The sequence below is a fragment of the Sorangium sp. So ce296 genome (assembly GCF_051529605.1).
In the GTDB taxonomy this organism is placed as follows: domain Bacteria; phylum Myxococcota_A; class Polyangia; order Polyangiales; family Polyangiaceae; genus Sorangium; species Sorangium cellulosum_D.
Genome location: NZ_CP150325.1, coordinates 3,926,212 through 3,939,164, shown reverse-complemented (window position 1 = coordinate 3,939,164; position 12,953 = coordinate 3,926,212). Strand labels below are relative to the sequence as shown.

Annotated in this window: 10 protein-coding genes; 5 read left to right on the top strand and 5 right to left on the bottom strand. The window is 71.2% G+C overall.

Annotated features, from left to right (window positions below; translation table 11 throughout):
• Positions 1-416: 416 nt before the first annotated feature.
• Positions 417-1,202: a hypothetical protein gene (locus WME98_RS14730; RefSeq protein ID WP_437951876.1), complete on the bottom strand. Its 786-nt coding sequence runs from the start codon at positions 1,200-1,202 to the stop codon at positions 417-419.
• 343 nt (positions 1,203-1,545) lie between these two features.
• Here WME98_RS14730 and WME98_RS14725 point away from each other — a divergent pair, with 343 nt between their 5' ends.
• The 4 genes from WME98_RS14725 to WME98_RS14710 are packed head-to-tail and all read left to right on the top strand — an operon-like array spanning position 1,546 to position 7,433.
• Entirely contained in the window at positions 1,546-3,000 is a 1,455-nt protein-coding gene (locus tag WME98_RS14725; protein ID WP_437951875.1) for a hypothetical protein, read from the top strand.
• Positions 2,997-5,201: a hypothetical protein gene (locus tag WME98_RS14720; RefSeq protein ID WP_437951874.1), complete on the top strand. Its 2,205-nt coding sequence runs from the start codon at positions 2,997-2,999 to the stop codon at positions 5,199-5,201. The genes WME98_RS14725 and WME98_RS14720 overlap by 4 nt, the downstream gene beginning before the upstream one ends.
• Complete coding sequence (locus WME98_RS14715) at positions 5,198-6,346, top strand: hypothetical protein (RefSeq protein WP_437951873.1); 1,149 nt, start codon at positions 5,198-5,200, stop codon at positions 6,344-6,346. Before WME98_RS14720 ends, WME98_RS14715 begins: the two co-directional genes overlap by 4 nt.
• A gap of 16 nt (positions 6,347-6,362) precedes the next feature.
• Positions 6,363-7,433, top strand: coding sequence for a hypothetical protein (locus tag WME98_RS14710; protein WP_437951872.1), 1,071 nt, complete (start codon positions 6,363-6,365; stop codon positions 7,431-7,433).
• A 158-nt stretch (positions 7,434-7,591) separates the two neighbouring features.
• Here WME98_RS14710 and WME98_RS14705 read toward each other — a convergent pair whose 3' ends face one another.
• The 4 genes from WME98_RS14705 to WME98_RS14690 form a co-directional block, all read right to left on the bottom strand.
• Positions 7,592-8,653 (bottom strand): hypothetical protein, encoded by a 1,062-nt coding sequence (locus tag WME98_RS14705; protein WP_437951871.1) that lies wholly within the window; start codon positions 8,651-8,653, stop codon positions 7,592-7,594.
• 192 nt (positions 8,654-8,845) lie between these two features.
• Entirely contained in the window at positions 8,846-9,781 is a 936-nt protein-coding gene (locus tag WME98_RS14700) for a hypothetical protein (RefSeq protein ID WP_437951870.1), read from the bottom strand.
• Positions 9,782-10,232: 451 nt separating this feature from the next.
• Positions 10,233-11,264, bottom strand: a complete 1,032-nt coding sequence (locus WME98_RS14695) for a hypothetical protein (RefSeq protein WP_437951869.1) — start codon at positions 11,262-11,264, stop codon at positions 10,233-10,235.
• Between the two features lie 101 nt (positions 11,265-11,365).
• Positions 11,366-12,058, bottom strand: coding sequence for a hypothetical protein (locus tag WME98_RS14690; RefSeq protein WP_437951868.1), 693 nt, complete (start codon positions 12,056-12,058; stop codon positions 11,366-11,368).
• 359 nt (positions 12,059-12,417) lie between these two features.
• On the opposite strand from WME98_RS14690, the gene WME98_RS14685 reads away from it, so the two are divergent.
• Complete coding sequence (locus tag WME98_RS14685) at positions 12,418-12,699, top strand: hypothetical protein (protein ID WP_437722860.1); 282 nt, start codon at positions 12,418-12,420, stop codon at positions 12,697-12,699.
• Positions 12,700-12,953: the final 254 nt, after the last annotated feature.

The window sequence follows — 12,953 nt, the reverse complement described above, 5'->3', positions numbered from 1 at the left end:
GCCTACCGCCCTGCCGTGGGAAGGCCAGATGCGCGTGTGGAGGCAGAGGACGCGCGCCGGAGGGATTGCGGGACGTCCGCGAAGGTGCTCGGCGCCGGCATGGAGGCTTCCCGCGCGGTCCGGAGGGTTTCCCGCGCGGCCCGGAAGCTTCGCGCGCGCGCCCGAGACCTTCGCGCGCGCTCCGGAAGCTTCGCGCGCGGGGCGGAGGGTCGAAATTCCCGAGAAATTCGTCGCCCGGCGAGTGCCGGACGGCGCCGGGGACGCGGCGGACGCCGCTAAGTGCGCGAAACTTCGTGCTCCGGAGCGCGCGGGAAGGCTTCAGGACCGCGCGCGAAGCTTCCGGAGCGCGCGCGAAGGTCTCGGGCGCGCGTGGGAAGCTTCCGGCGCGCTCCGAAAACTCTGATTTGTGCGATGGATTACTCGACGTCGGCGTCGCCGGTCTCTTCGTCCGACGCTGCCGGCGTGGGCGGGGGGGCGACGGGCTTGGCCGGCGTGGTCGTGGGCTTGCGCCGGGGCGCCTTGCGGCTCGCGAGGCCGAGGCGGATGAGATAGCTGCGCTTCTTGATCACGGCGCGGGCCGTTGTCGACCACTCGTCGAACCAGCCGCGCAGCTTGACGAGCGCCTCGCGCCGGCGGGCGGCCTCCGGGAGCTCGGTTTGCTCGGGCAGAGGCGATGTCGGGCCGAGCGCCACGTCGACGAGGCCCTTGAGGCGCTTGCGCTCGGCCTTGTCGAGGCCGCGGGTGGCGAGGAATGCGACGGCCTTTTTATCGCTCTGCTTCGACCCTGCGCGGTCCGGATCGGCGCCATTCTCGAGGACGTCGAGCCGCGCGAGGAAGGTGGCCACTCCCCGGACGGAGGCGGTGCCGGTGGAGGGCGCGAGGTCCTTGAACACGTAATCGTGCACGTCGGGGAAACGCCGGCGGAGCGCGGCGCCATAACGGGCGTAATTGGGCTCGTCCCACTGATCGAGCTCCCCCGTCGCGGCGCGCTGCGCCCTGGCATCGTCGGTGTCGGCCGACGCGCCAGCCCTGCGGGGCGCGGCGAGGACATCGAGGAGGAGCGTTCGGCCCTCCAGGATATCGTCATCGGTCATCCCCGCCCCGGCCATCAACGTGCGAATCGCGGCGACGGCGCCTATCCCCATCAGGAGCTTTGTCGCGCGCTCCGGCGTGGCCTCGAGGACCGCATCCGAATACTCCATAAATATTTCCTCCCCTGCCGGCCGGGAGATCCGGACGGCGGCAATGAGAGCGGAAGCTACAATGGGAGTTTCGGGGATGAGAAGAGGATTCTTGAGCTCCGGCCGCTGGATTCTTGCTCTTTCGGCCGCTGGATTCTTGCGCTCGCGGCGGGGCCCTCCAGCCCTCGGCCATCCGGGGGCGATGGTGCGTGCGCTGAAGACGGACGGGACGGAGTTTCGCGCGCGCTCCGACGCGCTCCTCGGCTGAGCAATGTCCTATCGCTCCGGCTGTGGCGCTTGCCGCCGGAGAATGGGCGGGCGAGCGTGCGCGGGCGAGAAAAATTGAGGGGTGGAGGCAATGAGCATGAGAAGGAACGCGAGGCGAAAGGCGATCCTCGTGGCGGCCGTGGCCGCCCTGGCGCTCGGCGCGGTGGGGTCAGGGTGCTTGTGGGGGCGCGAGGAGCACGCGCCCGGCCGGTTCTGCGCGCAATCGAACACCAGCGTGATCGAGCACTGCGTGGACGCGAGCGAGGGCCCGGGCAGCGCGTGGAGCGAGGCCGAGGCGGACGGCGAGCTGCCGATCCAGATGTGGGCGGTCGAGCCGAGCGGCGCGATGCTCGACGATCTCGCCGCGGACGCGGCGGCGCTCCGGGCCTGGTTCGACAACATCGATCGGGCGGTGGCCTATGTGCGCGACGAGCAGAAGAACGCCGAGTCGCTCCGGGCGACCCTGCACGGCAGGCTCCTCGGGCTGCTCTTGAAGTCCAGGCAGCGCCAGGAGGCGATCTTGGAGGAGGAGCCGGTCCGCGCGGCCGACAACTTCCGGCAGGCCATGACCGACAAGGCGAGCGCCGAGGAGGAGCCGGTCGTGGCCGCGCTCGCCGCGGACAAGCAGGAGATGGCGGTCGTGCAGGGGGTCTTCGAGCAGGCGCGCAGCGACGCCGCGCCGCTGCAATCCCGGTATGCGGGTGTCGCGGCGCGGTTCGCCGCGTACCGCGCGACCGAGGCGGCGGAGACGGCGGCGTACGCGGCGCTCTCGGAGCAGGCGTCGCGGTCGAGCATCGACGGCCTCGACGGCGCGGAGCAGGCGGTGCTCGCGGCGGCGCGCGAGGCGAGCCGGGCGCCGAACGAGCTGGCCGAGGAGATCATGACGCTGTCGGCGGAGCTCCAGGCGCTCGCGGTGTCGTTCGAGGAGGCGATCACGCCGCACAAGGAGGTGCTTGCGACGCACGGCGCGGTGGTGCCGGACATGACCTCGGGGGCGCTGCGCTCGCTGAGCGCGATGCTTGGCTACGCGCAGCGGCGCGTCGCCCGGAGCGACGCGACGGCGACGGCGCTGATCGGCGGCATCGCGCTGCGCCGGCAGGCGCTCGAAATCCTGAAGGCGGACGAGGGGGCGCGCGAGAGGGTCGCGCGCTCGCGGCTCGAGAGGGCGTCGGAGGTGTTCGGCGAGGGGGCGCGCGCGCGGGTGGAGGCGCTGTCGGCGGCGCCGCCGGTCAGCGAGAAGCTCGGGCTGCCGCTGCTCGCCGAGCGGTGCGGGGTGCTCGTGGCGCTCGTGCAGATGCGGCCGCTCTGCGAGACAGCAGGGGCGTCGTGGCGCGAGGCTGGGTGCGCGGCGCTCCGCGGGCGGTTCGACGCCGCGGAAGCGGAGCTCAGGACGGGCCTGCCGCGGAAGATCGCAGCGGGCCTCGCGGCGCTGCGGGAGAAGGGGATGGTCGCGGCGGCGCTCGATGCGGTGCAGGCGAGGCTCGACGCGGGCGATGTGAAGGGCGCGGCGATCGCGTATGACGCCGCCGTGCGCGGCGCGGAGGGGACATGAGCTGGTCGGAGGAGTTCGCGCTGCGCCGCTCGGGCGCCGCGGTGCTGCAGAAGCTCGTCGCGCTGGTCACGATGCTGGCGGTGCTGGCGCCGTCGTTCGCGCGGGCCGGCACGCCATACACCGTGCTCTGGAGGAGCCACCACAACGTCGAGTCGTGCGGGATCCCTGAGCTAGAGACGGAGGGCACCGCCATCTTCGAGGTGAACCAGACGCCGCTGCCCACCTACGGGGTCCCGGGCGCGCTGCAGAGCCACGGCGACGGCTCCCAGAGCAACACGCGCGAAGCGGAGTTCGACTCGGTGCTGCTCCGCATGGGAAGGAACGACTTCCACTTCGGGGTCCACACCACGAACGGCGGCAACTGGTGTACCCATGCGCACGAGGTGGTGCACCTCGTCTCGGAGCCGCTCGGCCTGAACAAGCCGCTCTTCGACATCCGCCGCGATGGGACCGGGTTCGAGGGCAGCACCGCGGTCGACCTGAGCCTCGCGGAGATCAACCCGGCGCTGGCGCGCGACATCGCGGAGCTGGAGGTCAGGATCGCCCGGCTGATGACCGAGCTCCTCCGCAACGCCGCGAGGGTCGCGGACCTCCGGGCGCGGATGGACCTCTTGCGGCAGCTCGACACGGAGCTGCACGACCTGGTGAGCCGGCCGCTGGACGAGATCTCGCGGACCGACCTCGACGCGATCCTCGACCGGTACAAGGATGTGGTCGACGCGGAGACGCGGGCGGCGATGGAGCAGCTCGTCGACGACCTGAAGAAGAGCGTCACCGACCTGGAGAGCGAGCTCGCGCGGCTGCTCGACGAGTTCGGCGCGCAGGCGGACGAGGTGGCGGACCTGGCGACGCAGGACGCGCGCGCCGAGGGGTGGGACCCGGACGACCCGTGGAACTACGCGCTCGGGGAGAGCGAGGTGCCGTGGGTGGAGGTGCCGGACATCGCGGACGTGGACGAGGCGTTCGACGAGGGGAGGGACCCGTACGCGGCATACGCGGACGCGGTGCTCGCGGCGCTGGAGGCAGACGTGAGCGGCGGGGTCGTGGTCGCGCGGGCGGACTTCGTGGCGAACGTGCGGGCGTGGCGAGAGAACAGCGCGGCGCTGGAGATCGCGCTGCGCGACCGGATGGGGGTGTCGCTGGCGGAGACGAACGCGTTCCTGAAGGCGCAGAACCGGATCAGCGGGGTCGTGCGGCGGTTCATGGATGCGTCGGACTGGTTCATCGACACGCCCGTCCCGCCGGACCTGCGGGCGCAGGTGGACACCGTCCTCAAGCCGCGGTTCGATGCGCTGGCGGACCAGATGAAGGACAGCCTGAACCAGTGGACGGGGGACGGGCTCGACCTGGAGCAGACGCAGCTCTACCAGACGATCAGCGCGTTCGCGGGGGCGATGTCGACGATCGGCGAGGGCTTCGAGGTGTACGGCGAGATGATGCAGACGCTGGTGCACGCGACGACCCGCATCGGGGTGGGGTTCGTGCCGGTGGTAGGGCCGGCGCTCGACCTGTGCGAGGCTGTGACGGGCAAGGAGTGGTGCCTGCCGGCGGGGCGAGAGCTCAGCGACGAGGAGCGGATCTTCTCGGGGCTGGGTGTAGCTGCCGCCGCCATCGGGCCGTTCTGGCGCGGCGTTCAGCGCGCCGGCATCAGCCTCGACGCGGCAGTGGTCGCCGAGAAGGTGGCGGACCTCGATGACGTCTTCGGCAAGGGCTTCCGCGCAAGCCTGCAGCACGGGTACAAGGGGCTGCGCGGCGCGGTGGCGACGACGAGTTTCAACCCGTTCGAGAAGGCGGCGACGAAGTTCCTGATCCGCAAGGGGCGGGGGCTCCTCGGGGTGGGCGACGACGGCGTGCGCATGGTGCTCTGGCGTGATTTATCGGACGGTGCGCGCGCCAACCTAAAGGCACCGGACTTCGTGACGGTGTCGGCGCAGAACAAGCTCATCCTGAGCGAGGCGAAAGGCGGCATGAACGTCGACGGCGACGAGGTGATCAAGCAGTTGTCGAGCGGGATGGAGGGGGTACGGCAGAGGGGGCTCGTGGGACATGTCGAGGAGGAGGTCGAGCTCCTCATGGAGCAGGGCGGAAAGTTCAGCGGCAGAAAGTACACCGTCAAGGACGGCTACCTCTTCGACAAGGACAAGGATAAGAGGGCGACCTTGAACGGCTTCAACAGGTTCATCAAGGTGGTCCGGCTATGAGCGATCCCGGTCCTCGCTTCTACGCCTGGTGCGACGAGGCGTCGCGGGTTGACGCGCTCGCGGCGGCGCTGTCGGCGCTCGCGCTGCCAGGGGGCTATCTGCACGCGCGGATGGAGTGCGACGTGGAACGCGACGTGAGCTCCACGGAGGAGGCCATCGCCATGGTCCGCGCCCACTACCCCTACGAGGGCGTTGCTGACGTCGGGTGCAGCACGGTGCTCCCCACCTCCCGGCGCTTCGCCCTTCCGGGCCAGCGCGGCCCCGACGCCCTTGCGATGCGCAGCATCCTTGTCGGCCTGAAGTGTTTTACAGAAGCGTATGAGCGCCGCTGGTCGCTGTGCGGCCCCCACGAGCCACAAGGCCCCCTCGAGATGTACCCGGACAACGCCATGCACTTTTTCGGCTTCATCACCGAGCTCCCCTGGGGCAGGGGACCGCGCTCCTTCGAGGTCGAGGCCGAGCTGGCCTGGCACATCCTGCAGATCGACCTCGAGGATTTCCTGCTCCGGCTCTGCGAGCCGGACGGGAGCGGGCGCGTCCGGACCGGCGGCTGCACGAACGCGTGGTTCTGGCACGCGCCGGTCACCACGTGCGCGACGTACAACGCCGACGCCCGGGAGATCGCGCGCGACCTCGCCGTGTCGTGGGTGCACCTGCACGACCAGGACGCGATGTCGCGCATCGCGGGCATCCCGCTCGACCTGCTCCGCGCGCGGGTGGAAGCCGCGCCGCGCGGGGCGCGGGTCGCCATCGCCTCGAGCCTGTCGCGCCTCGCCCGGAGAGGGGTCTGCGCGCGGGGGTGGTCGCTCTCCCGCGAGACCGTCCTCAAGGCGCTGGCCGCGCCGCCCTCGGCGCTGCTCGACGCGCTGGAAGCCTCGGCGAGGCCCGACGACGCGTGGCGCGCGGCCGCGCCACGCGCCGCCGAGATCCTGGAGTGGACACGACGGCTCGCGGAGGCCGGGGACGGTCCACCGACCTGGCCGGTCGACACAGACACGTACCGTCACTTCCGCTTCCTGAAAAAGCACCCGCCGTTTCTCGTGCGCCGCCTCGCGAGCGGCGGCGTGGTGCTGGCGACCCACCCGTACTGCTCGCTCTGGCCGCTCTGGGCCGGCGCGCTCGACGCGCTCGGCCTGATGTGCTGACAAGGAACGTCGAGAGATGGGAGCAGGACCTTACTTCTATGCCTGGTGCGACGAGGCCGCGCGGGTCGACGCGCTCGGCGCGGCGCTGTCGGCGCTCGCCGACGACCCTCCGCACACGGTCGCCGTTCGTCTGTACCCTGGCCCGGAGCCCCACGAGGCTCCTGTCGACGAGGCGGTCGCGACGATCCGCGCCCACTTCCGACGCGCCGATGCGGAGGTCGGCCTCCACTCGATCTCGAGCTCGCGAAAGCTCGTCCGTTGCACGCTTCGCTGCTTCACCGACAGGAGCGAACGCTCCACGTCGTGGGGTCCCCTCCACCTGCACCCTGATCATCTCCAGCAGTTCGCCCCCATGTACATGATCCTCGACCTGGGCAGCGGCGCGTCGTCGGTCGGGGCCGAGGCCGTGCTGGCATGGCACAAGGTCGTGACCGACATCGAGGACTTCCTGCTTCGCCTCTGCGCGCCCGACGCGAGCGGGCGCGTCTCGACCGGCGGCTGCACGACCGCCTGGACCTGGCTCGCGCCGGTCTCGATGTGCGCGACGTACCACGCGAACGCCCGCGACATCGCACGCGATCTCGCCCTGTCGTGGGTCAGCCTCCACGACGGCGAAAGCGTCCCGCGGATCGCGGGCCTGTCGATGGAGGCGCTCCGCGCGCGGGTGGAAGCCGCGCCGGCCGGGGCGCGCGTGGTTCCGACGGACAAGAGCGGGCGCTCGATCCCGCTCACCCGCGAGACCGTCCTCAAGGCCCTCGCCCTGCCGGGCTCCGCGCTGCTCGAGGCGCTCATGGCCGCCGCGGATGTGCCCGACGAGGCGTGGCGCGCCGCGGAGCCGCGCGCCGAGGAGATCCACAACCTGACGGTGCAGGCCAAGGCGCGCGGCGAGCAGCTCCCCGAGAGCCTCAAAGGGCCACCTCTGTGGTACGTCGAGATGACGGGCGAGCACGTCTACTTCCTCGCCGACCACGCCCCGTTCACCCTTCGCCGCCTCCCGAGCGGCGGCGTGATGATCGCGACCCATTTCTACCGCACGCTCTGGCCGCTCTGGGCCGATGCTCTCTCCGCGCTCGGCCTGATGTCCTGATCGAGAGGCGCAGCGCGCATTTCGTGCCGGGATTTCTCACGGTCAGCCGCTGCTTCGTGCCTGCGGGCTCGGCAGTACACGGGCGGGACATTCGGCATGACATGCGCCAGTCGCTGCGCTTTTGCCATTCTTGGCGGCAGGAGACGCGTGGCGTCCTCTCACGGTGCGCACGTCGCGTCGCACTCCCCACCGCAATCGACGCCGCGCTCGCCGCCGTTCTTCACGCCGTCGGTGCACGTCGGCGCCGCGCACGCGCCGGCCCAGCACACGCCGCTCGTGCAGTCCGCGCCGGTCTTGCACCCGCCCTCCGGCGCGCAGCGCGGGCACGGCGCGCCGCAGTCGACGCCCGTCTCGGTGCCGTTCTTCACGCCGTCGGTGCACGTGGGCGCCCGGCAAATGCCGGAGTCGCACACGCCTTCGAGGCAGTCGTCTCCCGTCTCGCAGTCGAACCCCATCGGGCACGGCTTGCACGGGCCGCCGCAGTTGTAATCCGTCTCCCCGAGGCCCGGGTCGTGTCGATCGTTCATGCAGTGATCACGAACGCACAGCGAGCCATCGCACGCCAGCCCATTCGGGCACGGCATCGTCGGATCGGTCGCAACGCATTCCACGCACCGCGCCTCGTGACACCGCCCCGCCCCCGAGACCGGGCAGAGCACGCCGGTGAGCTGCGCGTTGACCGGCGTGTCGAAATCGCAGAGGTCGTTCGTGCACTCGTTCCCGTCGTTGTACACGTCGTACGCCGCCACGCTGACCACGCGGCCGTCCTTCGTGCACTCGTCCTGCTTGCAGTCGCCGCGGATCTGCGAGGCCAGCGGGCCCACCGCGATCTCGACCTCGCACGCGCCATCCACGCACCGCCCCGCGCCGCACCGCGCGTCCGGCGGTCCCGGGCACTCGGCGTCGCTCTCGCAACCCCCGGGCGGCTCGGGCACCCCCTCGCACTCCGCCGGCTTGTCCTCCCCGCACGCGTCGCACGAACGGCACTCGAGGATGCACCCGGGCTCCCGCTCGCCGCGCGCGCAGCAGACCACCTTGCCAGGCTCCCAGCACTCGCACTGCCCATCGACGCAGATCGTGCCCGGCACGTTCTGGTGCTCCGAGTGGCAGTCGTCGGTGACCTCGCAGGTGGCACCCTGGTAAGGCCCGCCGCAGGCGAAGAACAGGCTCGAACCGCTGAGAAAAAATGATGCGATAAGGCAATGTGTGGCGCGCGTCATGCGTCCAGTCCTCCGGCACGAGGCTGAGTCGCGGACACCCCGGCGGCCCCAATCCGCCGAGGTGTCGTTGGCCAGGTTGTTCGACCCCCGGACTATGCCGCGCTGGGTGCGCGTTCGTCACGCAAGTTTTCGCCAGCACCGCCGCTCCGCCGCGGGCGCCCCCTCACGGCGGGGCCGATGGCGGGCCGCACATCAGAAGACGCTCGTCACCGCGAAGCCCCCGGCCGACACCTCGAGCTCGGCCTGCCCGCGCGGAACCAGGGCGTAGGTGAGCGTGGCCCCCAGGACCGCGCCTCCCGCGGCGAACGCGGCGATGCCGACGGTCCGGAAGGTGCGCATGTCGTCGTAGGCCGAGGCCGAGTCGCGGCACATCGGCCAGGTCAACCGGAAACAACCGCTCGGGCCCGCAGAGCGGGCCGCAGCCCGGCCTGCCGCCGCCTTCTTCTCCGTGGCCATCATCATCACACCTCCGAGCGCCACGAGCGTTGCGGACAGGCCCACACCGCCGACGATCACGTCCGGCCGCGGCCCGGGTCGGGGAGGCGAGGGGATCGGCCGCGGGCCGCCCGGCTCGCGCGCCGCGTCGGGGCCGCCCGCGGCGCCAGTCCCATCCGCGGCGCCAGTCCCATCCGCGGCGCCCGCCGCGCCCGCGGCGCTCGCCTCCCCGGACGGCGACGCGAACGCGAGCGTCACCTCCCGCGTCCTGCCGCGCGCCACCTCGACCTCCGCCACCGCCGTCCTGCCGTTCGACGACGCCCGCACCACGTGGCGCCCAGGGAGGACCGGGACGGGCACGCCGCTCTCGAGATCGACAGGCTCGCCGTCGATCGTGACCGCCGCCCCCACGGGCGCGACGACGCGGAGCTCGCCGACGAGCTGGCGCGCGCGCGCGAGATCGGCGAGCCGCGACTCGTAGAGCTCGCGCTCGCGAGGGGTCCTGGGCGCGCGCATGAGCTCCTTGCACAGCGACAGCCAGCGCACCGCGGCCGGCGCCTCGCCGAGCCGGTACGACAGCGCGCCGAGGTTGCACGCAGCAACCTGGGAGCGATCGACCTTCCACACCGCCATCCACAGGTCGCGCGCGTCGGCGAGCCGACCCTCGTCGACCGCGGCGTTCGCCTGCGCCATGAGGCGCGCGCTCGTCTCCGAAGGACGCTCGGCCGCCGCCCCAGACCCAAGCGTGAAGAGCGCGAGCCCTAGCCCCAGCGGAATGACCCGACAAACGTTCCTGCGCAAGGTATGAACCTCCGTCGTCCAAAGCTCGCGCTCAAGCGCGCCGAGAGGACGGATCGACCGGCGCCGAGAGGCGCGATGACCAGATCGAGCGCCGCCGCACAAGCAACGGACGCACGGCTGCGCCCCGCCCAGGCCTGGTACGCACAACCCCGGAAGGAAGTCAAGTTCCACACGCCCACACGGCGCTCCCGTCTGCTGACGACGCCGCGCAGTCCGTCCTCGTCAGCGCGGCGTCGCCGCGCGCCCGCGCAGCCGGCCGGAACCGCCGCGTGATGGCTTGACCCGGCCCGCACGATGTCGTGCGGGGGCATCCCGCCATCGCGCAGAGCATGAAGCGCGCGCGTCATGACCCCTTGTCCGGCGGAACATCGTCGGCCAGCGCCTTGCGTCGCGCGGCGCGAACGGCCGCGAGCCAGTGCATCTTCGCCGGGTCGCTGTCCCACGGCGGGGCCTCCCGGTAGAGCGAGTCCCAGAATTCGCGCGCTGCCGCCTCGGCCGTCGCAAGCTCGCTCTCGCCTTCGGGCGCGTCCTCGACGGCATCGACGAGAGCACGCCATGGGTCCGAGGCGAGGCCGGTGAGGCTCGGCCACGGCCGAGCGGGCTCTCCGTTGAAGAGCCCGTCGCTGCTCTGGAGATAGCCTTCATAGGCGCTCTGGGACAGGGCGCTTCGCCGGCGGCCGTTGACCTCGTTCATGCACGCGTGGCGATAGGACTCGGCCCATTCGCGGTCCTCCTCCGGCACGTCGTCTCGCCAGGCGCTCGCATAGAGATCGCGCAGCTCCTGCTGGAGCGCCCGATACTCCTTGGTATCCGTGCAGTGACTCGACGCGTCCCAGAGGGCTCGGTTGCGCGCCGCGCTCGGCCCGGGGAGATGGAGCAGCGTATTCACCGGCCAGAACCGCGCAGGCTCCAGCCTCGGGCCGATGGGCCTCGTCATGGAGCTCGGGAGCCCGCGGCGCCCGCGTCGAAACCCCCTCTGAAAGGCGCGGAGCGCCGAGGGCCGGTCCACCTCCGGGGCGTCGTCGGCCGTCAGCGCCCGCCAGAGGGACGTCCGGTGGAGGCGCGCGGCCGGAGCGTCCGTCGCACCCTCGCCCTCGCCCGCGACCGTCTGCCCGAAGTCCACGACGAAGGTAAAGAACGCGCTCTTGACGGCTTCGAGCAGCATCGGCCACGGCGGAGCGGGCTCCTTGTCGAACCTGCCCGGGAGGCTCTGGAGAGAGCCCGCGTCCACCCTCGGGCGGATGGCCTCGGGCCGCGAATCGTCGACCCACCTCCCGAACTTCTCGCGGTGCGCCTCGGCCCACGCGCGGTCCGCCTCGGGCAGGTCATCGTGCCATGCTTCGGCGCACAGCCTGCCCAGCGTTTCGAGGTCCATGTTCCGGCTAAAGGTATCCTGGGGCGCAAATAGGCAACTCGCCGTGCCCGCCTCGACGTCGATGCGCCGCATGAGGTACTTCAAACGCGACGTTCTGAGCTTCACGGATGATCCCCTGGTTCACCGCCTGTCGGGTCGGTCGGTTGCTCGCCCGGAAGGTCCGTCGGCCGAGGTGGGCACCCCCAGTCTGGCCCCGCGCCGAGCGGGCAGAGGAGCGGGACGAGCTGAGGGAAAGCCCATCCCGGAGGCGGCGCGGGGAGCGAGATCAGCCAATCGATCAGGTCGTCGAGCGTGATCGATCTAGGGTTCGTCAGGTTGGACGGCACCTTCTCCGGCTCATAGCGGAAGTCCCACACGAACCTGCACTCGACGTGCGTCACGCCGGGCACCTGCTGCTCGTGTAAGATCTTGCTCTTCATGGCCGCATCGCCCACGCCTTGAAATAGGTCGGCACACATCGTGTAGGTCACGGGGATATCTCCTCCTGAGAGGAGGCAGTCGAGCAAGTCAGCGACGGTGTACGTCGGCTCCTGGTCGTTCCAGCCGCTCCACGTGCCGCCGGCCTTCAACCGGCACTGGAGCTTGCCCACCTGATCGTTCGGGTCCTTGTACATCCGCAGCCATTTCACCGCATTGGCGTTCATGTTCCACTTCTCCCAGGTCGATAGCGTGTCGGGCGGCAGCATCGCGATCCGGCGTCTCAGCTCTTCGCGATCGCCGGGATCCACGATCGAGCAGCTGAGGGCGAACACGACGACTGCAGCGACCGCTAACGTCTCGAGGAAGCGACCCATGCGCGAGCGATCTCATGGGGGGCGGTGGGCATCAAGCAGCCCGCAGGCCGAGTCCGCGGGCGCCCCGACCCGACGCGCACGCCGACGAGCGCGACCGACGCGGACGTGCTCGACGTGCCCGCGTCGGCGGCGTCCACGCAGAGGGTTTCGCGGTCGCCACATGCACAGAATGCGACTGACGTCAAGTTGCACCTGCAGACGTGGACCGTGCCGCCCGCGGTGGACGCCGCGCGGGGCCCGTCCGGTACCGCCGCCTCTCCGCCGCCACGCAGCCCGCCGGGCCCCTCGCCCAGCGGCGCGTGTTAGCTTGCTCCGCGCCAGCACGATGCCGTGCGGCCACCCCCGTCATCGAGGAGATCATGAAGCGAGAGAAGCGACTGACCAAGCGCGAGCGGAAGGCGCTCGCGCCGCCGCGCCCGGCCCAGCAGCAGCAGCACGACCACCAGCACATCCACTGCGTCGCCTGCGGCAAACACCTCGATGCGGTGGAGTTCGGGGCGCAGGGGACGGCGACATGGCTCCAGTGCCAGCACCGCTCGCGCTTCGCTTCCTGCACCGTGTGCGTCGACATGTCGAAGCGCCTCCTCGCCGAGCACGACCGCACCGGACGGCCCGTGCAGTCCGCCCAGGCCTGGCACTGAGACGCCGAGAACGGAACGCGGCGCACCCGCCTGACGCGCCCGCCAGGCGCGCCCGCCACCGCCTGAGCACGCTCGCCCGCACACGGCAGACGCCCCGGTCCGGTGTCCGCCACACCTGGGACGGTCAATCGATGGAAGCCGCGGCGTCTCGGTAGTCCAAAGTACGCTGTCGTGTCCGCTCCTGTGCGCCGCCCCCCATGGCAGCCGTCGTCCGGTGTCGCACACCCGCGCTGAAGCGTGCGGCCTCCCACCTC

Coding starts and splice junctions, on each gene's coding strand:
- WME98_RS14730 (WP_437951876.1), bottom strand. CDS start 1,202: ATGGAGTATTCGGATGCGGTCCTCGAGGCCACGCCGGAGCGCGCGACA.
- WME98_RS14725 (WP_437951875.1), top strand. CDS start 1,546: ATGAGAAGGAACGCGAGGCGAAAGGCGATCCTCGTGGCGGCCGTGGCC.
- WME98_RS14720 (WP_437951874.1), top strand. CDS start 2,997: ATGAGCTGGTCGGAGGAGTTCGCGCTGCGCCGCTCGGGCGCCGCGGTG.
- WME98_RS14715 (WP_437951873.1), top strand. CDS start 5,198: ATGAGCGATCCCGGTCCTCGCTTCTACGCCTGGTGCGACGAGGCGTCG.
- WME98_RS14710 (WP_437951872.1), top strand. CDS start 6,363: ATGGGAGCAGGACCTTACTTCTATGCCTGGTGCGACGAGGCCGCGCGG.
- WME98_RS14705 (WP_437951871.1), bottom strand. CDS start 8,653: ATGACGCGCGCCACACATTGCCTTATCGCATCATTTTTTCTCAGCGGT.
- WME98_RS14700 (WP_437951870.1), bottom strand. CDS start 9,781: ATGGCGCAGGCGAACGCCGCGGTCGACGAGGGTCGGCTCGCCGACGCG.
- WME98_RS14695 (WP_437951869.1), bottom strand. CDS start 11,264: ATGGACCTCGAAACGCTGGGCAGGCTGTGCGCCGAAGCATGGCACGAT.
- WME98_RS14690 (WP_437951868.1), bottom strand. CDS start 12,058: ATGGGTCGCTTCCTCGAGACGTTAGCGGTCGCTGCAGTCGTCGTGTTC.
- WME98_RS14685 (WP_437722860.1), top strand. CDS start 12,418: ATGAAGCGAGAGAAGCGACTGACCAAGCGCGAGCGGAAGGCGCTCGCG.